Below are 22823 nucleotides of genomic sequence, written 5' to 3'. Positions count from 1 at the left end.
GGGCCGACCGGTCATGATCCGGCCGGCCCGCCGCTCCCCGCCGGGGACGGGTGGTGCCGTCAGTCGTCGTACGACAGTCCGTGGCCGACGCGGTAGAGCTCCTGCGCCGGGTTGTCCGCGCGCAGCACGGGCACCGGGAGGCGTCCTTCCGGGTCCACCTTGCCCGCGATCACACGGGTCGCGGAGCGGACCTCGATCTCGGTCCAGCCGTACGAGGCGACCGAGGCGGCGACCCCGCTCAGCTGGGCGATGTCGTACGGGTTGCCGACCGCGAGATGGACGACCGGGACACCGGTCTCCACCAGCTTCGCGACCAGGGTGCGCTGCGGGCTGGTGGCCCCCACGTTCGAGGTGAGGACCACGACCGCGTCCCGGCCGCGCGCGTCCGCGGCCGCGGCCTCGATCGCGGCGGGCGTGATGGCGGCGTTCCCCGTGAACCCGATGGCCGCGGGGGTGAACCCGAGCCCGGACAGGGTGTCCGACGCGACGGTCGTCGCCGGCCGGTCCGTACCCGTGGGCGAGGCCGGGTTGACCCCGACGACCAGCACGTTCTTCTGCCGGCGCTTGCTGAGCGGCAGGGCGTCGCCCTGGTTGACCAGCAGGGTCGTGGTGTCGTCGGTGATCCGGTCGGCGGCGGCCCGGTGGTGCCGGTTGCCGACGACGCGGTCCAGCCGGGAGAGGGAGACGAGCGGGTCCTTCAGCAGACCCCGCTTCTCCTTCAGCCGCAGGATGCGGAGCACCGACTCCTCGATGCGCGCCTCCGTCAGCTCGCCGTCCCGGACGGCCTTGACCACGGCGTTCCAGGCGATCGGCAGCGACTCGGGGAAGAGCAGCTGGTCCACGCCCGCCTTCAGCGCGAGCACCGGGATGCGCTCGTCGCCGTACTTGGTCCGGACGCCCCGCATATTGAGCGCGTCCGTCACGATGACGCCGTCGAAGCCGAGTTCCTCACGGAGGATGCCCGTGATGATGGGCTTCGAGAGCGTGGCGGGGTCGTTGCTCGGGTCCAGGGCGGCCACCTGGAGATGGGCCGTCATGATCGAGTCGATCCCGGCCTTGATGGCCGCCCGGAACGGCGGCGCGTCCAGCCGCTCCCACTCCGCCCGGGTGTGGGTGATCACGGGAAGCTCGGTGTGGCTGTCCTGGCCGGTGTCGCCGTGGCCGGGGAAGTGCTTGGCACAGGCGGCTACGCCCGCCGACTGGTAGCCGTCGACCTGCGCGGCGACCAGCCGGGACACGGCCGTGGGATCCGAACCGAAGGAACGGACACCGATGACCGGGTTGGCCGGGTTCACATTGACGTCGGCGACCGGGGCGTAGTTCTCGCGGATACCCATGGCCGCGAGTTCCGTACCGGCGATGTAGGCGGCGGTACGGGTGTCGCCGCGGGAACCGGAGGCGCCGAGCGCCATCGCGCCGGGAAGCTGGGTGGCGGGCAGGCCGACCCGGGTGACGATACCGCCGTGCTCCTGGTCGATGGAGAGGACGAGCGGTACGGAGTTCGGCTGGCTGAGCGCGGCCTTCTGAAGGTCGTTCGAGAGGCCGCCCAGCTGCCGCGGGTTGCGGACGTTGTTGGACCAGCCGAAGTAGATGACACCACCGAGGTGGTAGTTCTTCACGATCTCGGCAGGCGTGTTGTAGCCGTTCCGCCGGAGGTTGTCGGCGGCGTGCGCGGGCTCGGGGTTGTGGGCGTCGTAACCCGAGAACCAGTGGACGAAGAGCTGACCGACCTTCTGTTCGAGACTCATCCGGGCGATGAGCTTCTTCAGCCGGGCGTCCCGGTCAGGTCTGTGCTGCGCCGTCCCGGCCACTGCGGGCGCCGCGCCGGCGGTCACGACGGCGGAGGCGACCGCGGTCGCGGCGAGGAGCGTACGCCTGGAGACCCGGGCCTGGGGGTGCTGGGAGTGCTGGTGGTGCTGGTCGTGCATGGGGGTGCTCCTTCCGGCCTTGCTGGCAAGGGAGTTGAAGGAAACGTCCAGAATCGCTCGGACGGAGCTGAAACTAACTGCCAATGTGTAGGTAGGGCAATAAGACCCGCGAGTATAAAAATGAATGGTCATCGGCGTGCCGACGGGCACGCTGGTGAAAGATTGTGAAAGATGTGAAGGTTTTGTGGATGGGGTGGTGTGGACCTCTTGATTAATGGTTTGGACCTTTGTGCTCCGTCGTCATCACCCTTAGGTGAGACCCCTTAGGGGTTCGCCGACCCCGTACCCCGAGGCTTCTCCGGGTCCGCCGCGGACCCGGCTCGGGGCCCTCTTCGAGGCCTGTCGGGACCGGCCGGAACCGTCCCCGGTGAAGGGCTCAGCCGCCTCCCGCGCCCACGACGTCCGGCCGTCTCCCGGTCCGCCCGCCGGATCGGCCGGCGGCGGCGATCCCGGGGTCGGGTCGCGAGGTGTCCAGCAGGGCGAAATGCTCCTGAAGTGCCGTCACCATCGCGCCGATGGCGGGCCGTCGAGCCGCCCGGGTGCGCCAGATCGCGTACACCCGCCGCCGCGGCACCGGATCGAGGCCCACCGCCACCACGCCGGCCGGAAGGGGGCCCGTCCCCAGGCGGGGCATCATGGCGATACCGAGCCCGGCGGCCACCAGGGCGACCTGGGTGTGGTTCTCCTCCGCCTGATGGGCGAGGTCGGGCTCGCACCCCGCCGTACGCAGCGTACGGATCAGCCAGTCGTGGCAGACCGTCCCCGGTGGCTGGCAGATCCACCGCTCGCCGGTCAGCTCCTCCCGCCGCACCCCCGTCCGGCCGGCCAGCCGGTGCCCCTCGGGGACGAGCAGATCGCAGATGTCGTCCCCGATCACCACCTGCTCCACGCCCTCGGGTGCGGGCAGCGGTGCGATGTCCCAGTCGTGGGCGACCGCGAGATCGGTACTGCCCCGGGCCACCAGATCGACCGAGAGATGCGGATCGACCTCGGTCATCCGGACGTCGAGACCCGGATGCGCCCGCTCCAGCGCCGCGAGCACCCCGGGCAGCAGCCCCCGCGCCGCCGAGGCGAACGCGGCGATCGTCAGGCGCCCCGAGGGCTTCCCCCTGTGCTCCTCCAGCACCGTCTCGGCGCGCTCCACGATCGCCAGCAACTCCTGTGCCGTGCCCGCCAGATGCACCCCCGCGTCGGTGAGGGCGACACCCCGGCCGCGCCGCTCCATCAGGGGCGTACGGGTCTCCCGCTCCAACTTGGTGATCTGCTGCGAGACCGCGGACGGGGTGTAGCCGAGAGCGATGGCCGCCGCGGCGACCGAACCGTGCGTCCAGACCGCGTGCAAGGCCCGCAGTCGTCCCAGATCGAGCATGCGCCGCACCTCCTTCCGGCCCCGGCGCCCCTCGGCTCCTCGCGGGCCGGTCGGCCGCCCGGCCATGAAAATTAAGCAGTACTGAATCCCACCATAAAGAAATCGGTGCTGGTGCTACATGGTTTGGTCGGGTGATCCTCCCCTTATGCGACCTGCACACACCGCGCTCGCCGTCGGGGTCACCGCCGTCCTGGGCGTGAACTTCGTCGTCATCGACGTCGGCCTCGGGCACTTCCCGCCCCTGCTGCTCTCCGCCCTCCGCTTCCTCGTCGCCGCGGTACCCGCGGTCTTCTTCGTGGGCCGCCCCAAGGTCGCCTGGAAGTGGATCATCGGGGTCGGACTCGCCCTGGGCGTGGCCAAGTTCGGTCTGCTGTTCATCGGGATGGACCGCGGCATGCCCCCGGGGCTGGCGTCCCTCGTCCTCCAGATCCAGGCCGTCTTCACCGTCCTGATCGCCGCGGTGTTCCTGCGCGAGCGCCCCGGCGGGGTCCGGATCGCCGGGATGACCATCGCCCTCGCCGGGATCGGCGTCGCCGCGGTCGACCGGGGCGCCTCGGCCCCCGTATCCGCCTTCAGCCTGGTCATCGTGGCCGCCGCGTGCTGGGGCGTGTCCAATGTGCTCACCCGCAAGGCCGCACCGCCGGACGCCTTCAACTTCATGATCTGGGTCTCGACCGTCCCCGTACTGCCCCTGCTCGCCCTCTCCCTCGTCTTCGAAGGCCCCGGCGCGAGCGCGGCCGCCCTGCGCGGTCTGGACTGGGGCGGTGTCGGTTCCGTCCTCTTCATCGCCTGGGGTGCCACCGTCTTCGGCTTCGGCGCCTGGGGCTATCTCCTGCGCCGCTACCCCGCCTCGTCCGTCGCCCCCTTCTCCCTGCTGGTCCCGTTCTTCGGCATGTCGTCCGCGGCGCTCCTCCTCGGTGAGCGGATCACCCCACTGGGCTGGGTGTCCGCCGCCCTCCTCGTCGGCGGTATCGCGGTCACATCGCTCTCCCGAGCAGCCCCTCCAGATACTCCCGCCCCGGCACCAGAAGCCCCGGCAACTCCGCCGCCCCCGGAGCCCAGCGCTTCTCGTACTCCCAGCTCAGCCAGGTCGGTCGGGTGAGCCCGGCGACAACGTCCCCGAGCGGGAGCACCCCCGCGCCCAGCGCCAGCGGCGCCAGGTCCTCCCGCGACGCCACGTCCTTCACCTGGACATAGCCCAGCGACGGCCCGAGCGCCCGACGGGTCGCCTCCACCGGCTCCCCGCCCAACCAGGTGTGCAGCACGTCCCAGACGGCCCCGGGCCCCTGGTCGGCGGGACCCCGGCCCGGCGCCGCCTCGGCGAGCGGGGCCGTCGGGCCGTCCACCGCCCCGGGGCCGTCCACCGTCCCCGGGCCCGACCCGGCGATCAGCCGCCCGGCCCCCGCGAGGACCCGGGCGACCGACTCGCCCGTGCGGTGCGAGTCATGCGTCTCCAGCAGAATCCGCACCCCCAGGGGCGCCGCGCCCCGCGCCGCCGATGCCAGCCGCCGCGCCGCCATCCCATCAACAGCGCCGTCGGCGCCGCCCTCGGGGGCGCCGGTGTCCTCGCGCGGTTCCGCCCCGGGGAAGACCCGGACGTACGGCGCCCCCAGATCCCGGGCCAGGCCCACAAGCTCGGCGATCTCGTCCAGAACGGGGCCGTCCGGCCCCGCCGCCGCGACCCGGGGATAGCCGCAGACGGCCAGGATCCCGACCCCCGCCCGCCCGAACGCGCCCGCCACCGCCGCCCGGTCGCGCCGCCCGAGCCCCGGATGGACCGGCTCCTCCGGATGGGCCCGCAGCTCGACTCCACGGCAGCCGGTGTCCGCGGCGAGCGCGGCCACCTCCGCCGGCGGCATCCCCGGCACCCCGAGCGTCGAGAACGCGAAGGCCCACCCCGGTCCGCCGGAACCGTGCGGCCCGCCCGACTCCGTCCCGGCCCCCGGGCGCGGTCGCCGCCCCGCCCGGGGCGTCGTCCGGCTCATCCGGGCACCGCCTCCCGATCCGCGAGGTCCAGTCGCCAGTCCTGGCCGACGAGATCCACCCCGTACGAACGGTGCGGTCGCTCCGCGACCAGGGTGAACCCGGCCCGCCGATATATCCGGCGGGCCTCCGAGAGCACGTCATTGGTCCACAGCACCAGATCCCGGTAACCCGCGTCACGGGCGAAGCCGACGACCGCGCCGACCAGCCGCTCACCGATCCCGTGCCCCCGCGCCCCGGGCTCCACGAGCAGCAGCCGCAGCCGGGCGGTGCCCTCCGCCTCGTCCCGTACACACATCACCGAGCCCACCGGACGGCCGTCCAGCTCGGCGATCCACATCCGCTCCCGCTCCGGGGCGCGATCCCGGGCGAAGTCCCCCACGATCCGGGCGACATGGCCCTCGAACTCCGTGTTCCACCCGAACTCCGCCGCGTACAGCGCGCCGTGCCGGGCCACCGTCCAGCCCAGCTCCCCCGGTGCGGGCTCCCGCAGCACCGGGTCCCCGGCCCCCGCGGGCCGGGTCGCCGCCAGTGTCTCCCGTACCGTCCGCATCGCGGCCACCAGCCGCTCGCGCTCCTCGGGCGGCACCCGGGACACCAGCGCGCCGACCGCCTCCCGCGACCGCTCGTCGAGCAGGGTCGCGGCCTCCCGGCCACGCCCCGTGAGCGTGATCCGCTGCCGCCGGACGTCCTCGCGCGACGGCGCCCGCTCCACCAGCCCGTCCCGCTCGAACTTCCCCAGCAGTCTGCTGAGATACCCCGCGTCCAGCGACAGCTCGATCCGCAGGTCGGCCGCGTCCGTCCGAGGGCTGTGCGCCAGCTCGTACAACACCCGCGACTCCGTGAGCGTGTACGGCGTGTACAGATGCTTGCCGTAGTCCAGAGCGCCGATGAGATTCGTATAGAACCGGTTGAAAGCGCGCATCTCCTGGATCGCCACGCCGTCCACCTCCCCGTGACCCTGCTCCGCCTCCGCGAGCTTTCCTTTGACTCAGTCAATGGTTTTCCCGCCTCGCGGTGCCGCAAACCCCTCCCGCCGGAATCGAGCCGGACCGCGGAAGAGCCTTCGGATCAGCCCGGCGGCGGCGCCGTCGACGGCCGGGCCAGCAACTCCGCCTCGACCGTCGAGATACCCCCCGGAGGAGCCTCCTCCGTACCCATCGCCAGCCGTCCCGCCCGCGCCCCCGCCTCGAACAGCGGCAGCCGGACCGTCGTCAGCGCCGGAACCACGTCCACCGAGAACGGCAGGTCGTCGAAGCCCGCGACGGAGACGTCCGCCGGAATCCGCAGCCCCCGCTCCCGCAGCGCCGCGCAGGCCCCCAGCGCCACCGTGTCGTTGGCCGCGACCACGGCGGTCAGACCGGGCTCCCGCCGCAACAGCTCCAGCGTCGCCTCGTATCCCGACCGCCGGGTGTACGGCCCGTTCAGGGTCAGCCGCTCCTGATCCCCCTCGACCCCGGCGGCCCGCAGCGCCGCCCGGTGGCCCTCCAGCCGGTGCCGGGTCGTCGTGCGTTCGGCGGGCCCGGCGACATAGCCGATCCTGCGGTGCCCGAGGCACAGCAGATGCTCCGTCAGCCGTCTGCCGCCCCCGCGGTTGTCGAAGGCGAGCGCCGCCAGTACGGCACCGCCGTCCGCGAGCGGGGGCCTGCCGCACAGCACGATCCTCGTGCCCGCGTCCGCCAGCCGGGCCAGCTTCGCGGACATCGCGGCGGTGTGCGCCGGATCCTCCAGCGCGCCGCCGGTGAGGATCACCGCCGCCGCCCGCTGCCGCTGGAGCAGGGTGAGATAGGTGAGTTCGCGCTCGGGCGAGCCGCCCGTATTGCAGACGACGGCCAGCTTCTCGCCGCCTCCGCGCCCCGACCCCTTGCCGCCTATCTCGCCCTGCGCGGCGCCCGCCATGATGGCGAAGAAGGGGTCCGCGATGTCGTTGACCATGATGCCGACGAGGTCGGAGGTGGCCGCGGCGAGTGAACTCGCCGGGCCGTTCAGTACGTAGTCCAGTTCGTCGACGGCCCGCAGGACCCGCTCCCTGGTGGCCGCGGCGACGGGGTAGTTGCCGTTGAGGACCCGGGACACGGTCGCCGGGGACACCCGCGCCCGTGCGGCGACATCCGCCAGAGTGATTGTCATCGCTACCCTCCGCGGGATACGGGCCGTGACCCTTGTCCGGGCCGCTGTCGGCAGGCTAGCGTCCTCCCGCGAAGAAAGCGCTTGCTGGATCACTCCTCCGCCACGACCTGCCGGAATCCAGCCGTCCGCGACCGGCCCAACCACCGCGATACGGACACGATCCGAGGCCCTCGGCCGCGGCGTCGGCACCCGCCGGACCACGGCCGGGAACCACGGCACCGCGTCCGGCCCGCTGACAGCCCCGCGCACCCGGCGTCGGGACCGATGAGCCCGGAGGCAACGCCATGAAACGCGGAACCGTACGGATCGCCGTCAACGGCGTCACCGGCCGCATGGGATACCACCAGCATCTGGTCCGGTCCCTCCTCGCCCTGCGGGAGCAGGGCGGCCTCGACCTCGGCGACGGCCGGACCCTGTGGCCCGAACCCGTCCTCGTCGGCCGCCGCGAACCGGCGCTCCGCGCCATCGCCGACCGCCACGGCCTGCGCCACTGGGACACCGATCTCGACTCCGTCCTCTCCGACGCGACCGTCGACGTCTACTTCGACGCGCAGATCACCGCCGCCCGACCCGACGCGCTCCTGCGGGCCGTCGCCGCGGGCAAACACGTGTACACGGAGAAGCCGACCGCGACCGGCCTCACCGAAGCCCTGGAGGTGGCCCGGCTCGCCCGGTCGGCCGGAATCCGCCACGGAGTGGTCCAGGACAAGCTGTTCCTGCCGGGTCTGCTGAAGCTGAAGCGCCTCGTCGACGGGGGTTTCTTCGGCGAGATCCTGTCGGTGCGGGCCGAGTTCGGCTACTGGGTCTTCGAGGGCGACTGGCAGTCGGCCCAGCGGCCCTCGTGGAACTACCGCGCCGAGGACGGCGGTGGGATCACCGTCGACATGTTCCCCCACTGGGCCTATGTGCTCGACCATCTCTTCGGGCGGGTCACCAGTGTGATGGCCGAGGTCAGCACCCATATCCCACGCCGCTGGGACGAGCGGGGCAAGCCGTACGAGGCGACCGCCGACGACGCCGTGTACGCCGTCTTCCGGCTCGACGGCGGAATCGTCGCGCAGATCAACTCCTCCTGGGCGGTCCGCGTCATGCGCGACGAACTCGTCGAGTTCCAGGTGGACGGAGTCCACGGCTCCGCGGTCGCCGGTCCCCGCCGCTGCCGGATCCAGCACCGCTCCACCACCCCCAGGCCGGTCTGGAACCCCGATCTGCCCGCCACCGACTCCTTCCGCGACCACTGGCAGGAGGTTCCCGACAACCAGCCTTTCGAGAACGCCTTTAAGGCGCAGTGGGAGCTGTTCCTGCGCCACGTCGCCCTGGGGGAGCCGTACGACAGCGACCTGATGGCGGGCGCCCGCGGGGTCCAACTCGCCGAACTGGGGCTGCGCTCATCGGCCGAGGGGCGCCGGATCGACGTACCGGAGCTGACACTGTGACCGCGACACCCCCGGCCCCCGGCCCCGGCCCGTACACCCCCCGGTCCGCCTCCCGAAAGGTCTTCGCCGCGGCCCACGTCGTCGCGGCGGCGCCGCCCACCGGAGCCCTCGCGCCGCCCACCGGACCCACCTGCCCCGCCGTACTCGACTGGGACGCCACCCTCGCCTTCCGCCACCATCTGTGGTCCTGCGGCCTGGGCGTCGCCGAGGCCATGGACACGGCCCAGCGGGGCGCCGGACTCGGCTGGCCCGTCGCCGCCGAGCTGATCCGCCGCACGGCCGCCGACGCCGCCGCGACCGGCGGCGCCCTCGTCTGCGGCGCCGGTACGGACCAGCTGACCGGACCGGCCGGCCTTCCCGCGATCCGCCGGGCCTACGAGGAGCAGCTCGCCCATGTCGAGGGCTGCGGCGCCCGCGCCGTCCTGCTCGCCTCCCGGGCCCTGCGCGCCGCCGCACGGTCCCCGGAGGACTACCAGGACGTGTACGGCGCACTGCTGCGGCAGTCGGAGCGCCCGGTGATCCTCCACTGGCTCGGCCCCGCGTTCGACCCCGCCCTCCGCGGCTACTGGGGCGCCGACGACCTCGACACGGCCGCCGACACCCTCGTCGGCATCGTCCGCGCCCACCCCGGGAAGGTCGACGGCGTCAAGGTCTCCCTGCTCGACGCCGACCGGGAGATCGCGCTCCGCCGCCGCCTCCCACCAGAGGTGCGGTGCTACACCGGCGACGACTTCCACTACCCCGAACTGATCGCGGGCGACGAACACGGCTTCAGCGACGCCCTGCTGGGTGTCCTCGACCCCCTGGCCCCGCTGGCGGCCCGCGCCCTCCACGCCCTCGACACGGCCGGTACGGCGGCCTTCCGGGCCGTCCTCGACCCCACGGTGGAGCTCGCCGCGCACCTCTTCGAACCGCCGACCCGGCACTACAGGACCGGGGTGGTGCTGCTGGCCTGGCTCGCCGGACACCAGCCCCGCTTCACCATGGTCGGCGGTTTGCACACCGCCCGCACGCCCGGCCATCTCGCCCGCGCCCACCGACTCGCCGACCGGCTCGGCCTGTTCCCCGACCCCGAACGTGCCGCGGCCCGGATGGCGTCCCTGCTCACCCATGACGGAGCGGAGCCCGAGTGACCCCCAGCCCCACCCCGACCCCGGTCCCGGACGCGCCGACCACCCGAGCCCGCCCCGACCTCAGCCGTCTCAGCGTCAACCAGATGACCGTACGACAGCTGTCCCTGCCCGAACTGGCCGAGGGCTGCGCCCGCCTGGGCATCCCCGGCGCCGGGCTGTGGCGCGAGCCGGTGACGGCGTACGGGACGACCGCGGCGGCCCGGCTGATCCGGGACACCGGGCTGCGGGTCACGAGCCTGTGCCGCGGCGGCTTCCTCACGGCGGCCGACCCCGCGGGGCGGGCCCGTGCCGTCGACGACAACAGGGCGGCGATCGACCAGGCGGCGGAGCTGGGCACGGACACCCTGGTCCTGGTCTCCGGCGGCCTGCCACCGGGCAGCCGCGACCTCCCGGGCGCCCGGGAACGGGTCGCCGACGCGCTGGCCGCACTCGTCCCCCACGCCCGGGACGCGGGAGTACGTCTCGCCGTCGAACCGCTCCACCCCATGTACGCGGCGGACCGCTGCGTGGTCTCGACACTCGCCCAGGCACTCGGCATCGCCGGACGCTTCCCGCCCGACCGGGTCGGCGTCGTCGTGGACACCTATCACGTCTGGTGGGACGAGACGGCCCCCGCCCAGGTGGCGCGCGCGGGCGCCGAAGGCCGTATCCACGGCTTCCAGCTGGCCGACTGGACCACGCCGCTGCCCGAAGGGGTACTCACCGGACGGGGACAGCTCGGCGACGGCTGTGTCGAACTGCGGCGCTGGCGGGAGCGGGTGGACGCGGCCGGCTACCGGGGCCCTGTCGAAGTCGAGGTCTTCAGCGACGCGCTGTGGGCCAGGGACGGTGCCGAGGTGCTGGCCGAGACCGCCGCCCGGTACGCCGAGCACGTCACCGGGTGACACCCGTCCACAGCCGCCCCAACCCCGTTGTCCACAGGCCGCCCGCGTTGTCGGACCGCGGAGGTAGCGTCGTGGCATGTCCAATCTGTCAGTGCTCGAAGGGGTCCTCGAACGGATCACCTACGCGAACGAGGAGAACGGCTACACGGTCGCCCGCGTCGACACCGGCCGCGGCTCCGGCGATCTCCTCACCGTCGTCGGGTCCCTCCTCGGCGCGCAGCCCGGCGAGTCGCTGCGGATGGAAGGCCGGTGGGGCTCCCACCCGCAGTTCGGAAAGCAGTTCACCGTCGAGAACTACACGACGGTCCTGCCCGCCACGATCCAGGGCATCCGCCGCTATCTCGGCTCGGGTCTGATCAAGGGCATCGGGCCCCGGATCGCCGAGCGGATCGTCGAACACTTCGGTACGGACACGCTGGACGTGATCGAGCGCGAGCCCGCGCGGCTCGTCGAGGTCCCCGGCCTCGGCCCCAAGCGCACCCGGCTCATCGGCGCGGCCTGGGAGGAGCAGAAGGCCATCAAAGAGGTGATGGTGTTCCTCCAGGGCGTCGGTGTCTCGACCTCCATCGCGGTACGGATCTACAAGAAGTACGGGGACGCCTCGATCTCCGTCGTCAAGAACCAGCCGTACCGCCTCGCCGCCGACGTCTGGGGCATCGGCTTCCTCACCGCCGACCGGATCGCCCAGGCCGTCGGCATCCCGCACGACAGCCCCGAGCGCGTCAAGGCCGGCCTCCAGTACGCGCTGTCGCAATCCACCGACCAGGGCCACTGCTTCCTGCCGGAGGAACGCCTCATCGCCGACGCGGTGAAACTCCTCCAGGTGGACACAGGACTCGTCATCGAGTGCCTCGCCGAGCTGGCCGCCGACGAGGAGGGAGTCGTACGGGAACGGGTGCCGGGACCGGAGGGCGGGGAGCCGCTCACGGCCGTCTACCTGGTCCCGTTCCACCGGGCCGAGCTGTCCCTCGCCGCCCAGGTGCTGCGGCTGCTGAGGGCCCCCGACGACCGTCTCCCGGCCTTTCGGGACGTCGCCTGGGACAAGGCCCTGTCCTGGCTCGCCGACCGTACGGGCACCGAGCTGGCGCCCGGCCAGGAGGCGGCGGTACGACTGGCGCTGACCAGCCGGGTCGCGGTGCTGACCGGCGGCCCGGGATGCGGAAAGTCCTTCACCGTCCGCTCGGTGGTCGAGCTGGCGCGGGCCAAGAAGGCGAAGGTGGTCCTGGCGGCCCCCACCGGGCGCGCGGCCAAACGGCTCGCCGAGCTGACCGGCGCCGAGGCGTCCACCGTCCACCGGCTGCTGGAGCTGCGGCCCGGCGGGGACGCCGCCTACGACCGGGACCGCCCGCTCGACGCCGACCTGGTCGTGGTGGACGAGGCGTCCATGCTCGATCTGCTGCTCGCCAACAAGCTGGTGAAGGCCGTGGCACCGGGGGCGCATCTGCTGCTGGTGGGCGATGTGGACCAGTTGCCGAGCGTCGGCGCGGGGGAGGTGCTGCGCGATCTGCTCGCCGACGGGAGCCCGGTGCCGCATGTCCGGCTCACCCAGATCTTTCGCCAGGCCCAGCAGTCCGGAGTCGTCACCAACGCCCATCGCATCAACTCCGGCGAGCAGCCGATCACCACCGGTCTGTCCGACTTCTTCCTCTTCGTGGAGGAGGAGACCGAGGACGCGGGCAAGCTGGCCGTCGATGTGGCCGCGCGCAGGATTCCGGCCAGATTCGGTCTCGATCCCCGGCGGGACATCCAGGTGCTGGCCCCGATGCACCGCGGCCCCGCGGGCGCCGGGGTGCTGAACGGCCTGCTCCAGCAGGCCGTCACCCCCGCCCGCCCCGATGTGGCCGAGAAACGCTTCGGCGGACGGGTCTTCCGGGTCGGCGACAAGGTCACCCAGATCCGCAACAACTACGAGAAGGGCGAGAACGGGGTCTTCAACGGCACGGTGGGCGTGGTCACGGCCCTCCACATCGAGGACCAGCGGCTCACCGTCCTCACGGACGAGGACGAGGAGGTGCCGTACGACTTCGACGAACTGGACGAGCTGGCCCATGCCTATGCCGTCACCATCCACCGCTCCCAGGGCAGCGAGTACCCGGCCGTGGTGATCCCCGTCACTACCGGCGCCTGGATGATGCTCCAGCGGAATCTGCTCTACACCGCGGTCACCCGGGCCAAGAAGCTCGTCGTGCTGGTCGGCTCCCGCCGGGCGATCGGGCAGGCGGTACGGACGGTTTCCGCAGGCAGACGGTGTACGGCGCTCGCCCATCGGCTCTCGGCCGGCTGACGGGGCGCACTCGTCCGCCCGGGGGAGCCGTCGCTCCGGTGGGGTGGGAAATGACACCCCGACTTCCGGAAATCGGGCGAACGGGGCAGGATGAGCAGGTTGGCGGCACTGAGTGCCGCCAATAGCCCCAAAGGTCGACCCCGAGTGCACTCTGATGCGCCAAATGGGGGATGGTAGAGACAGTCAGGGCACCTCGAAGAAGAGGCACTACGTCGGTGAGGGATGACGTGAGCGACAACTCTGTAGTACTGCGTTACGCGGACGGTGAATACACCTACCCGGTGGTCGAGAGCACCGTCGGTGACAAGGGCTTCGACATCGGGAAGCTCCGGGCCCAGACGGGACTCGTGACTCTGGACAGCGGCTACGGCAACACGGCCGCGTACAAATCCGCGATCACGTATCTCGACGGCGAGCAGGGCATCCTGCGTTACCGCGGCTACCCCATCGAGCAGCTGGCCGAGCGCTCCACCTTCCTCGAGGTGGCCTATCTGCTCATCAACGGCGAGCTGCCCACGGTCGACGAGCTCTCCGAGTTCAAGAACGAGGTCACCCAGCACACGCTGCTGCACGAGGACGTGAAGCGGTTCTTCGACGGCTTCCCGCGCGACGCCCACCCGATGGCGATGCTGTCGTCGGTCGTCAGCGCCCTGTCCACGTTCTACCAGGACAGCCACAACCCGTTCGACGAGAAGCAGCGCCACCTCTCCACGATCCGGCTGCTCGCCAAGCTGCCCACGATCGCGGCGTACGCGTACAAGAAGTCGATCGGCCACCCCTTCGTCTACCCGCGGAACGACCTCGGGTATGTGGAGAACTTCCTGCGGATGACCTTCTCGGTCCCCGCCCAGGAGTACGTGCCCGACCCGGTCGTGGTCGCGGCGCTGGACAAGCTGCTCATCCTGCACGCGGACCACGAGCAGAACTGTTCGACCTCCACGGTCCGCCTGGTCGGCTCCTCGCAGGCGAATATGTTCGCCTCGATCTCGGCGGGCATCTCCGCCCTCTGGGGCCCCCTGCACGGCGGCGCCAACCAGTCGGTGCTGGAGATGCTGGAGGGCATCCAGGCGTCCGGCGGCGACGTCGACTCCTTCATCCGCAAGGTGAAGAACAAGGAAGACGGCGTGAAGCTCATGGGCTTCGGGCACCGCGTCTACAAGAACTTCGACCCCCGGGCGAAGATCATCAAGGCGGCGGCGCACGATGTCCTCTCGGCCCTCGGCAAGTCGGACGAGCTGCTCGACATCGCCCTGAAGCTGGAGGAGCACGCGCTCGCCGACGACTACTTCGTCGAGCGCAAGCTCTACCCGAACGTCGACTTCTACACCGGTCTGATCTACCGGGCCATGGGCTTCCCGACCGAGATGTTCACCGTGCTGTTCGCGCTCGGCCGGCTGCCCGGCTGGATCGCCCAGTGGCACGAGATGATCAAGGAGCCGGGTTCCCGGATCGGCCGTCCGCGGCAGATCTACACGGGTGAGGTCCTTCGCGACTTCGTCCCCGTCGAGGCCCGCTGACGCGTCGAGCCACAAAGCCGAGCGGCCAGGCCGAGCCACGAAGGCGAGCGGCGAGGCCCTGCGGCCGAGCGGAGCAGCAAAGCGGAAAGCGCCCCACCGCCGATCCCCCCACGGGTCGGCGAGCGGGGCGCTTCCCATATCCCCGGAGCGGATTCCCCCCACGGGATCCGGCCGGGTGTCTGCGACCGCGGATTGCGCGCGGTATGCCGGGGTACGCACGACGGGAGGGCCGCTCAAAGCTCCCCGGGTACGTGCCCCGGCCAACGCTTGCCTGAGATGTCCCCCAAGACATCCCATGAACGTCCCCCAAGACGTTCCTGGCATCGTCCATTTAGACCCTGGACGGGCCTCAATGGTTACCCCTCAATATCTGTGATCTAGGTCTCTTTGTGAAGGTCTTGTGCCTCACATGTAGTCGCGCGACAGGGGCAGGGGTCGGTCGGGCGGGCTGTTCCGGCGGCCGGGGGCGGGCCGATCCAAAGTCGGTGATCATGGCCCTGACCTGGCCTGATTCAGTCATGTGAAGGTCTTGTGGAGTGGTGCGGCGAGCCCGGAAGACGCCGTTCGAGGGCCGTGGAACGGCCTCGCGATGAGAGGCGGATCACGTTCGCACGTGTCCGAAATATCGCTGATACCGCCCGGCGGTCCGGGAAGCGCGGGAGGGCCGTACGGGACCGTTCGCGGGGAACGGTCCCGTACGGCCCCGGCCCGGGGTGCCGTCCGGCTCAGACGGTGCCCGCCACCTCGTAGCCCGCCTCGTCCACGGCGGCGCGTACGGCGGCCTCGTCGAGCGGGGCCTCGGAGACCACGGTGACCAGACCGGAGGCGGCGACGGCGGTCACCGAGGTGACGCCCGCGATCTGGGAGACCTCGGCGGAGATGGCGCCCTCGCAGTGGCCGCAGGTCATGCCGGTGACCTTGTAGACGGTGGTGACGGCGCCCGCGGACTCGGCCGGGGCGGCGTCCGTGCCGCAGGAGCCGCCGCCGCAGCAGCCGGACGCGGGGGCCGTCTCGATGATCTCGATGTCGGGCTGGGTGCTCATGGCGTTCTCCTCGTGGGCGGTCGGACGGCGTGGTCGCTTCCGGGCGGGCTGGGGCGGTTGGTGGCCCCGGGGCCCGTGCTGCACACCATACTATACCCCTAGGGGGTATGGAATCCCTTTCGGGGTGCTGTCGCTTCCGGGTGATGTCGTATCCGTGGTCCGACCGGATCCCGCGCCCCCGCGCAGTGCCCCGCTAGGCGGCGCGGAAAGTGGCGCGGAATGGGGCGCGGGAAGAGGTGCGGGAAGCGGCGCGGAATCCGACGGTACGACGCCGGGCGCGCGGCCCGGCGTCGTACCCGTTCGGGGCGTGGCGGACCTGCCCCGTGCTTCCGTCCCGTCCGGTTCAGCGGCGGCCGCGATTGTTGCCCGGCCGATTCGCCACCCAGGCGCGGACGGTGTCGGCGTACCAGTAGGGCTTCCCGGCCTCGACCAGGTCCGGTTGCGGGAGATGCCCGTGCTTGCGGTAGGAACGAACGGTGTCCGGCTGCACCCGGATGTGCGCGGCGATCTCCTTGTACGACCAGAGCCTTCTGTCCGACATCTGTGCGACACCTCCTTGCGGGCGCCGCAGTCGGGGTTGGGGGACCACGAAGGACCTGCGGCGGATGCGCTTGGCGAGCACCGAGCCTGGTCCCGCGGACCCCTTCTCCGGGAGGGGGAATGCCGTGATGTTGATCAGCTGTGACGTAAGGCCCGCGTAATGGAGATATATCTGATCATCGCCATAAATCGTTGAACGGGGCGATATGGGGTGATACCTACTGTTCGCAAAGACCTTCGGAAGTCCGTCAGACCCCGCAGGAGCGCAGGAACCGCCGGGTGCGCCGGGCGATCGGGAACGGCTTGTCCGGCGGGCACGGATACATGTCCTGCTCGACGATCGCGAACAGGTCGGCGTCGAGCGCCCGCGCGGCCGCCAGGACCGGCTCCAGCTCCGGTACGCCGCCCGGCGGTTCGCACATGACCCCCCGCGCGACCGCCGGCCCGAACGGCACCCCGTCCGCCACCACCTCGGCGAGCACGGCCGGATCCACCTGCTTGAGATGGAGGTAGCCGATCCGCTCGCCGTAGGTCTCGATGAGCTTGACGCTGTCGCCGCCGCAGTACGCGTAATGGCCGGTGTCGAGACAGAGCGAGACCAGCTCCGGATCGGTGGCGTCCAGGAACCGCTGGACGTTCTCCTCGCCGTCGATATGGGTGTCGGCATGCGGATGGACCACGATCGTCAACCCGTACCGCTCCCGCACCTCCCGCCCCAGCCGCTCCGTCTGAGCGGTCAGATCGCGCCATTGTGCGGCCGTCAGGGTGCGGTCCTCCAGGACCTCCCCGGTCTTGTCGTCCCGCCAGAACGACGGGATGACCACCAGATGGCGGGCGCCCGTCGCCCGGGTCAGGGCCGCGACGTCCGAGACATGGGCCCAGGTCTCGTCCCAGACCGCGGGCCCGCGGTGCAGCCCGGTGAAGACCGTGCCGGCCGACACCCTCAGCCCCCGGCGCCCCGTCTCATCGGCCAGGACCGCGGGGTCGGCCGGAAGGTAGCCGTACGGGCCCAGCTCGATCCACTCGTACCCCGCCGCCGCGACCTCGTCGAGGAAGCGCCGCCACGGCACCTGCCGGGGGTCCTCGGGAAACCACACGCCCCAGGAGTCGGGGGCCGAGCCGACCCGGATGCGATGCGGGGGAGCGACGGGGCTGGTCATACGACCGAGCTTTCCGGCCATGCCGAAAGGGTGTCAAGCCTTCGTCCGAATGTCAGGACAAAATATTGACAGGGCCCGGCGGGGAGCATTGGATCTGAGGGCCGGGCGCCGAGTCGGAGGACCGAAGGGACGCGCATGCCTCAGCCGGACGTGCCACCGCCGGACGTGCCTCAGTCGGACGTGCCTCAGTCGGACGTGCCTCAGTCGGACGTGCCACCGCCGGACGTACCGCCGCCGTACGACATGGGCGCCGCACCTCATGAGGTGATCACCATGGGGCGGATCGGGGTGGACCTCTATCCGCTGCGGACCGGCGTCCCGCTGGCGGAGGTCGACACCTTCGGCAAGTTCCTCGGGGGCTCCGCGAGCAATGTGGCCGTCGGCGCGGCCCGGCTCGGGCGCCGTACCGCCGTGATCACCCGCACCGGCCTGGACCCGTTCGGGGACTATCTCCACCGGGCGTTGCGCGACTTCGGGGTGGACGACCGCTGGGTCACCGCCGTCGCCGAGTACCCGACCCCCGTCACCTTCTGCGAGATCTTCCCGCCGGACGACTTCCCCCTCTACTTCTACCGGCGGCCGAAGGCCCCCGACCTGGAGATCCGGGCGGACGAGCTGGACCTGGAGGCGATCCGGCGCGCCCGGGTCTTCTGGGTGACCGGCACCGGCCTGAGCGCCGAGCCCAGCCGGGGCGCCACCCAGACGGCGCTCGCCCACCGCGACCGCGCCGGGATCACGGTCTTCGACCTCGACTGGCGGCCGATGTTCTGGCGGGACCCCGAGACGGCGCGGCCGTACTACCGGGAGGCCCTCGGCTTCGCCACCGTCGCCGTCGGCAATGTCGACGAATGCGAGATCGCCACGGGGGAGCGCGACCCCGAGGCCGCCGCCCGGGCGCTGCTCGCCGCCGGGGTGGAGCTCGCGGTGGTCAAACGGGGCCCCGACGGCGTCCTCGCGCTGCGGAACGACGGCACCCGGGCCGAGGTCCCACCGGTGCCCGTCGAGGTCGTCAACGGCCTGGGAGCGGGCGACGCCTTCGGCGGCGCGCTCTGCCACGGACTGCTGGCGGGCTGGCCGCTGGAGCGGGTGATGCGTTACGCCAACGCCGCCGGGGCGATCGTCGCGGCCAGGCTCGCCTGTTCCAGCGCGATGCCGTACGCGGACGAGGTCGAGCAGGTCCTCTCCGGCGGCCCGGTCCCGGCGGAACGCGAGCGCCGGGACGAGGACGCCGAGCGGCCCGAGCCCCCGGGCCGCGCGGAGCCGCCGGCGGAGCGGCCCGCGCCCCGACCCGCCGCCGAATCGGCCGGCGCTTCCGCGACCCGCCCCGGGAGCCCGTCATGAGCCGTGTCTCCATCGCCGAGCTGACCGGGATCCGCACCCGCCACCCCGAGGCCGTCGCCGAAGCCGCGGCCCGGCGCCGGCGGCGGCCGGGGCTCCTCGGCGACTCCGGCCGGCTGATGATCATCGCGGCGGATCACCCCGCTCGCGGCGCCCTCGCGGTCGGCGACAGCAGGCTGGCCATGGCCAACCGGACCGACCTGCTGGAACGGCTCTGCCTCGCGCTCGCGCGGCCCGGCGTCGACGGTGTCCTGGCGACCGCCGACATCCTCGACGACCTGCTGCTGCTCGGCGCACTCGAAGACAAGATCGTCGTCGGCTCCATGAACCGCGGCGGACTCGCGGGCGCCTCCTTCGAACTCGACGACCGCTTCACCGGCCACCGCGCCCGCGATCTGGCCCGGCTCGGCTTCGACGCCGGGAAGCTGCTGCTCCGTATCGACTACGGGGACGCCGGGTCGCTGGACACCCTGCACACCACCGCCCGCACCATCGACGACATGGCGGAGCGCCAGCTTCCGGTCTTTGTCGAGCCGTTTATCTGCCACCGGGTGGACGGCCGGCTGCGGACCGATCTGAGCGCGGAGGCCGTCACCCGGTCGATAGCCATCGCGTCGGGCCTGGCCGGCACCTCGGCGTACACCTGGCTGAAGGTCCCCGTCACCGACGACCCCGACGACATGGCGGCGGTGCTGGAGACGTCGACCCTGCCCGCCGTCATCCTCGGCGGCGAGATCGGGGACGATCAGCACGGCGCGTACGAGAGATGGCGGGCCGCGCTGCGGCTTCCCACGGTGCAGGGACTGGTGGTGGGACGCTCGTTGCTCTACCCCGTCGACGGCGATGTCGCCAAGGCCGTCGACACGGCCGTCGGCCTGCTCTGACCGCCGCGGCGCCCGGCCGGGCCCGCCGGGAGCCCGGGGGCGCGTCACCGGGCCGCGGCGGCACCCGGAACACTGGAACGACGGCACGGCGCACGGCACGACGGCACCAGGCACGACAGCACAGCGCACGGCACCACGGCACGGAGCTGCGCACGGCACCAAGCACCAGGCACCACGGCACCACGGCACGGCGGCACGGCGGCACGGCGGACCATCCGGACAGGGAGAAGCGGGGACCGATGAGCACCGACGAGGGCGAGCGGAACGGGGAGCGGTTCGTACCGGCGGGAACGGCCGCCGACGGACCGTACGCCCTGCGGCTCGACCCCGGCGGGCCCGGCCGCGAGTACACCGGGCTCCGGGTGCTCGAACTGGCCCCCGGCGCCACGCACTCCTTCACCACCGGGGACGCCGAGTGGATCGTGCTGCCCCTGAGCGGAAGCTGCACGGTCACCGCCGACGGTGAGTTTTTCGAACTGCTGGGCCGGGAAAACGTGTTCAGCGGGGTCTCCGACTTCGCCTACGTCCCCCGTGACGCCCGGGCACAGATCGCCTCCGGTGCGGGAGGCCGCTTCGCCTTGGCAGGAGCGAAGTGCGAGCGACGACTCCCCGCTCGCTACGGCCCCGCGCCGGAGGTACCGGTCGAGCTGCGCGGCTCGGGATCCTGCTCCCGCCAGGTCAACAACTTCGCCGCGGCGGGCGGGTTCGACTGCGACCGGCTGATCGCGGTCGAGGTGCTGACCCCGGGCGGGAACTGGTCCTCCTATCCGCCGCACAAGCACGACGAGCACCATCCGGGCGCCGAGTCCGAACTGGAGGAGATCTACTACTTCGAGATCGAGGACGGCGGGCTCGGATACCACCGCGTCTCCCCGTCCCGGCCCGGCGGTACGGATGTGCTCGCCGAGGTCCGCGACGGCGACGCCGTCCTCGTCCCCGACGGCTGGCACGGCCCGTCGATCGCCCCGCCCGGCCGGACCATGTACTACCTCAACGCCATGGCGGGCCCCGGACCCGGGCGCGCCTGGCTGATCCGCGACCATCCGGACCACCGGTGGATCCGGGACACCTGGCCCGGGCAGGCCGTCGACCCCAGACTGCCGCTGTACGAAGCGCCTCGCACCGCCCCCGGGTCACCGGCCGCCGCCTCCGGGCCGACCGCGCCGCCCCCCGAGGAGGAACCCCGATGACCACCCGCCGGCTCACCGTCGCCCAGGCGCTCGTCGCCTTCCTCGGCCGTCAGTACACCGAACGCGACGGCCGCCGCCATCGGCTGATCGCCGCCACCTGGGGCATCTTCGGCCACGGCAATGTGGCCGGGATCGGTCAGGCGCTCGTCGAGTCCGGTACGGGACCCGGGACCGCGATGCCCTACTACCAGGGCCGCAACGAACAGGCCATGGTGCATGCCGCGGTCGGCTACGCCCGCCAGTCGCGACGGCTCTCCGCCCATGCCGTCACCACCTCCATCGGCCCGGGTGCCACCAATCTCGTCACCGGCGCCGCGCTCGCCACCGTCAACCGGCTCCCGGTCCTGCTGCTCCCCGGCGACGTGTTCGCGACCCGCCCCGCCGATCCGGTGCTCCAACAGCTCGAAGTGCCGTACGCGGGCGATGTGTCGGTCAACGACGCGCTGCGGCCCGTCTCCCGCTACTTCGACCGGATCACCCGCCCGGAAGCCCTGATCCCGGCGGCCCTGGCGGCCGTGCGGGTCCTCGCCGACCCCGCCGAGACCGGTGCCGTGACGCTCGCGCTGCCGCAGGACGTCCAGGCCGAGGCGTACGACTGGCCGGAGGACTTCCTCGCCGAACGCGTCTGGCGGGTGCCCAGGGCCCGCCCCGACCGCGGGGCGCTCGGCGGCGCCGCCCGGGCCGTGGCGGCGGCCCGGAGACCGCTGATCGTGGCGGGCGGCGGGGTCCGCCACGCCGAGGCGGAGGAGGCGCTGCGCGGGTTCGCCGATGCCACCGGCATCCCCGTCGCCGCCACCCAGGCGGGCAAGGGCGCCCTGCCGTACGACCACCCCCGCGACGTCGGCGGAATCGGCCACACCGGGACGGCGACCGCCGATGAGCTGGCCCGCTCCGCCGATCTCGTGATCGGTGTGGGCACCCGCTGGTCGGACTTCACCACCGCTTCCTCCACCCTCTTCCAGAATCCCGCCGTCCGTTTCCTGAACATCAACGTCACCTCCTTCGACGCCCACAAGATGGCCGGGCTCTCGGTCGTCGCCGACGCCCGCGCGGCCCTGGAGGAGCTGACGGACGCTCTCACGGCCGGGGGCGGCTACCGCGTACCCGAGGCGTACGAGCAGGCGTACGGGGCGGCGAAGGAGCGCTGGGAGCGCCTGGTGGACACCGCGTACGCCCTCGGTGGCTCCGGCTCCGACCCCGGTTCCGGCGGCTCCGAAAGCTCCGATGGCCCCGGCCACGGCGGCTCCGGCGCGGACGGCGCGCGCCCCACCCAGACCCAGGTACTCGGCGCGCTCGACGCCCTGGTCACCGGGGACGACATCGTGATCAACGCGGCCGGGTCGCTCCCCGGCGACCTCCACAAACTGTGGCGGGCCCGCTCCACCGACCAGTACCACGTCGAATACGGCTACTCCTGCATGGGATACGAGATCCCCGCCGCCATCGGCGTGGCGCTCGCCGCCCCGGACCGTCCCGTCTGGGCGCTCGTCGGCGACGGTACGTATCTGATGAACCCCACCGAGATCGTCACCGCCGTCCAGGAGAACGTCCCGATCAAGGTGATCATCCTGCAGAACCACGGCTACGCCTCGATCGGCGGCCTCTCGGAGTCCGTCGGCGCCGAACGGTTCGGCACCGCCTACCGGCTGCGGGCCGGCGACGGCACCTACACCGGCGGGCCGCTCCCCGTCGACCTGGCCGCCAACGCGGCCTCGCTCGGACTGCGGGTCATCCGCGCCCGTACCGTACGTGACCTGCAAGAAGCCCTGGCCGAAGCCCGCTGGTCGGATGTGCCGACAGGTGTCTACGTGGAGACCGAAACGGCAGACACTGTGTCGGGCGCGCCCCCCGCACAGGCGTGGTGGGATGTTCCTGTGGCGGAGACGGCGAACCGTCCGTCCGCGATCAGGGCCCGGGAGGAGTACGAACGGCAGATCACGGCCCGGCGGCGCCATCTGTGACAGGACGGCCGCGCCTCCGCCCCGACCGCCCGGCCCGTGCGCC

At 72.1% G+C, this 22823-nt stretch carries 17 protein-coding genes and 1 pseudogene; 10 read left to right on the top strand and 8 right to left on the bottom strand.

From position 1 onward, the window contains the following. Positions 1 to 59: 59 nt before the first annotated feature. Entirely contained in the window at positions 60 to 1928 is a 1869-nt protein-coding gene (locus ACFXG1_RS18670; RefSeq protein WP_384743635.1) for a glycoside hydrolase family 3 protein, read from the bottom strand. A 376-nt stretch (positions 1929 to 2304) separates the two neighbouring features. Further along, positions 2305 to 3297, bottom strand: coding sequence for a LysR family transcriptional regulator (locus tag ACFXG1_RS18665; RefSeq protein ID WP_384711501.1), 993 nt, complete (start codon positions 3295 to 3297; stop codon positions 2305 to 2307). A gap of 145 nt (positions 3298 to 3442) precedes the next feature. Here ACFXG1_RS18665 and ACFXG1_RS18660 point away from each other — a divergent pair. After that, positions 3443 to 4369: pseudogene (locus ACFXG1_RS18660) on the top strand (EamA family transporter); the annotation flags it as partial. Here ACFXG1_RS18660 and ACFXG1_RS18655 read toward each other — a convergent pair. The 3 genes from ACFXG1_RS18655 to ACFXG1_RS18645 all read right to left on the bottom strand — a co-directional run bounded on the left by ACFXG1_RS18655 (position 4275) and on the right by ACFXG1_RS18645 (position 7410). Further along, positions 4275 to 5156 carry a sugar phosphate isomerase/epimerase family protein gene (locus tag ACFXG1_RS18655; protein ID WP_384743632.1) on the bottom strand — a complete coding sequence of 294 codons (882 nt, stop codon included), beginning with the start codon at positions 5154 to 5156 and terminating at the stop codon, positions 4275 to 4277. The pseudogene ACFXG1_RS18660 and the gene ACFXG1_RS18655 sit on opposite strands and share 95 nt — an antisense overlap. Before the next feature lie 122 nt (positions 5157 to 5278). Beyond that, positions 5279 to 6220 carry a GNAT family N-acetyltransferase gene (locus ACFXG1_RS18650; RefSeq protein WP_384711495.1) on the bottom strand — a complete coding sequence of 314 codons (942 nt, stop codon included), beginning with the start codon at positions 6218 to 6220 and terminating at the stop codon, positions 5279 to 5281. A 131-nt stretch (positions 6221 to 6351) separates the two neighbouring features. Then, complete coding sequence (locus ACFXG1_RS18645) at positions 6352 to 7410, bottom strand: LacI family DNA-binding transcriptional regulator (RefSeq protein ID WP_384711492.1); 1059 nt, start codon at positions 7408 to 7410, stop codon at positions 6352 to 6354. 284 nt (positions 7411 to 7694) lie between these two features. Here ACFXG1_RS18645 and ACFXG1_RS18640 point away from each other — a divergent pair, with 284 nt between their 5' ends. The 5 genes from ACFXG1_RS18640 to ACFXG1_RS18620 all read left to right on the top strand — a co-directional run bounded on the left by ACFXG1_RS18640 (position 7695) and on the right by ACFXG1_RS18620 (position 14664). Next, positions 7695 to 8846: a Gfo/Idh/MocA family protein gene (locus ACFXG1_RS18640; protein WP_384711489.1), complete on the top strand. Its 1152-nt coding sequence runs from the start codon at positions 7695 to 7697 to the stop codon at positions 8844 to 8846. Next, complete coding sequence (locus ACFXG1_RS18635) at positions 8843 to 9979, top strand: DUF993 family protein (protein ID WP_384711486.1); 1137 nt, start codon at positions 8843 to 8845, stop codon at positions 9977 to 9979. Before ACFXG1_RS18640 ends, ACFXG1_RS18635 begins: the two co-directional genes overlap by 4 nt. 83 nt (positions 9980 to 10062) lie before the next feature. Continuing rightward, positions 10063 to 10863, top strand: coding sequence for a sugar phosphate isomerase/epimerase family protein (locus ACFXG1_RS18630; protein WP_384711504.1), 801 nt, complete (start codon positions 10063 to 10065; stop codon positions 10861 to 10863). Positions 10864 to 10939: 76 nt separating this feature from the next. Beyond that, on the top strand, positions 10940 to 13147 hold the full coding sequence (locus ACFXG1_RS18625; protein ID WP_384743627.1) for an ATP-dependent RecD-like DNA helicase: 2208 nt from the start codon (positions 10940 to 10942) through the stop codon (positions 13145 to 13147). A 227-nt stretch (positions 13148 to 13374) separates the two neighbouring features. Further along, positions 13375 to 14664, top strand: coding sequence for a citrate synthase (locus ACFXG1_RS18620; RefSeq protein ID WP_384711479.1), 1290 nt, complete (start codon positions 13375 to 13377; stop codon positions 14662 to 14664). 725 nt (positions 14665 to 15389) lie between these two features. On the opposite strand, the gene ACFXG1_RS18615 is transcribed toward ACFXG1_RS18620, so the two are convergent. The 3 genes from ACFXG1_RS18615 to ACFXG1_RS18605 all read right to left on the bottom strand — a co-directional run bounded on the left by ACFXG1_RS18615 (position 15390) and on the right by ACFXG1_RS18605 (position 17407). Next, positions 15390 to 15707, bottom strand: a complete 318-nt coding sequence (locus ACFXG1_RS18615; RefSeq protein WP_384720531.1) for a heavy-metal-associated domain-containing protein — start codon at positions 15705 to 15707, stop codon at positions 15390 to 15392. Between the two features lie 343 nt (positions 15708 to 16050). Beyond that, positions 16051 to 16248 (bottom strand): helix-turn-helix transcriptional regulator, encoded by a 198-nt coding sequence (locus ACFXG1_RS18610; RefSeq protein WP_384720528.1) that lies wholly within the window; start codon positions 16246 to 16248, stop codon positions 16051 to 16053. A gap of 247 nt (positions 16249 to 16495) precedes the next feature. After that, on the bottom strand, positions 16496 to 17407 hold the full coding sequence (locus ACFXG1_RS18605) for a sugar phosphate isomerase/epimerase family protein (RefSeq protein ID WP_384720525.1): 912 nt from the start codon (positions 17405 to 17407) through the stop codon (positions 16496 to 16498). Between the two features lie 243 nt (positions 17408 to 17650). Here ACFXG1_RS18605 and iolC point away from each other — a divergent pair, with 243 nt between their 5' ends. From iolC to iolD, 4 genes are all read left to right on the top strand, one after another. Beyond that, the gene (gene iolC, locus ACFXG1_RS18600; protein WP_384743638.1) at positions 17651 to 18748 is read left to right on the top strand and encodes a 5-dehydro-2-deoxygluconokinase; all 1098 of its coding nucleotides are present in this window, start codon (positions 17651 to 17653) and stop codon (positions 18746 to 18748) included. Next, entirely contained in the window at positions 18745 to 19629 is an 885-nt protein-coding gene (locus ACFXG1_RS18595) for a deoxyribose-phosphate aldolase (RefSeq protein WP_384719376.1), read from the top strand. The genes iolC and ACFXG1_RS18595 overlap by 4 nt, the downstream gene beginning before the upstream one ends. Before the next feature lie 239 nt (positions 19630 to 19868). Continuing rightward, positions 19869 to 20819, top strand: a complete 951-nt coding sequence (gene iolB, locus ACFXG1_RS18590; RefSeq protein ID WP_384719378.1) for a 5-deoxy-glucuronate isomerase — start codon at positions 19869 to 19871, stop codon at positions 20817 to 20819. After that, the gene (gene iolD / locus ACFXG1_RS18585) at positions 20816 to 22780 is read left to right on the top strand and encodes a 3D-(3,5/4)-trihydroxycyclohexane-1,2-dione acylhydrolase (decyclizing) (protein ID WP_384719381.1); all 1965 of its coding nucleotides are present in this window, start codon (positions 20816 to 20818) and stop codon (positions 22778 to 22780) included. Before iolB ends, iolD begins: the two co-directional genes overlap by 4 nt. The last annotated feature ends 43 nt before the right edge of the window (positions 22781 to 22823 follow it).

The sequence above is a fragment of the Streptomyces sp. NPDC059248 genome (assembly GCF_042753905.1).
Taxonomy (GTDB): Bacteria; Actinomycetota; Actinomycetes; order Streptomycetales; family Streptomycetaceae; genus Streptomyces.
The sequence above is the reverse complement of the archived record's forward strand: the minus strand, read 5'-3'. Positions and strand labels throughout refer to the sequence as shown.

Coding starts and splice junctions, on each gene's coding strand:
- ACFXG1_RS18645 (WP_384711492.1), bottom strand. CDS start 7,410: ATGACAATCACTCTGGCGGATGTCGCCGCACGGGCGCGGGTGTCCCCG.
- ACFXG1_RS18605 (WP_384720525.1), bottom strand. CDS start 17,407: ATGACCAGCCCCGTCGCTCCCCCGCATCGCATCCGGGTCGGCTCGGCC.
- ACFXG1_RS18595 (WP_384719376.1), top strand. CDS start 18,745: ATGAGCCGTGTCTCCATCGCCGAGCTGACCGGGATCCGCACCCGCCAC.
- ACFXG1_RS18615 (WP_384720531.1), bottom strand. CDS start 15,707: ATGAGCACCCAGCCCGACATCGAGATCATCGAGACGGCCCCCGCGTCC.
- ACFXG1_RS18640 (WP_384711489.1), top strand. CDS start 7,695: ATGAAACGCGGAACCGTACGGATCGCCGTCAACGGCGTCACCGGCCGC.
- ACFXG1_RS18670 (WP_384743635.1), bottom strand. CDS start 1,928: ATGCACGACCAGCACCACCAGCACTCCCAGCACCCCCAGGCCCGGGTC.
- iolD (WP_384719381.1), top strand. CDS start 20,816: ATGACCACCCGCCGGCTCACCGTCGCCCAGGCGCTCGTCGCCTTCCTC.
- ACFXG1_RS18630 (WP_384711504.1), top strand. CDS start 10,063: ATGACCGTACGACAGCTGTCCCTGCCCGAACTGGCCGAGGGCTGCGCC.
- ACFXG1_RS18610 (WP_384720528.1), bottom strand. CDS start 16,248: ATGTCGGACAGAAGGCTCTGGTCGTACAAGGAGATCGCCGCGCACATC.
- iolB (WP_384719378.1), top strand. CDS start 19,869: ATGAGCACCGACGAGGGCGAGCGGAACGGGGAGCGGTTCGTACCGGCG.
- iolC (WP_384743638.1), top strand. CDS start 17,651: ATGGGCGCCGCACCTCATGAGGTGATCACCATGGGGCGGATCGGGGTG.
- ACFXG1_RS18665 (WP_384711501.1), bottom strand. CDS start 3,297: ATGCTCGATCTGGGACGACTGCGGGCCTTGCACGCGGTCTGGACGCAC.
- ACFXG1_RS18655 (WP_384743632.1), bottom strand. CDS start 5,156: ATGCCGCCGGCGGAGGTGGCCGCGCTCGCCGCGGACACCGGCTGCCGT.
- ACFXG1_RS18625 (WP_384743627.1), top strand. CDS start 10,940: ATGTCCAATCTGTCAGTGCTCGAAGGGGTCCTCGAACGGATCACCTAC.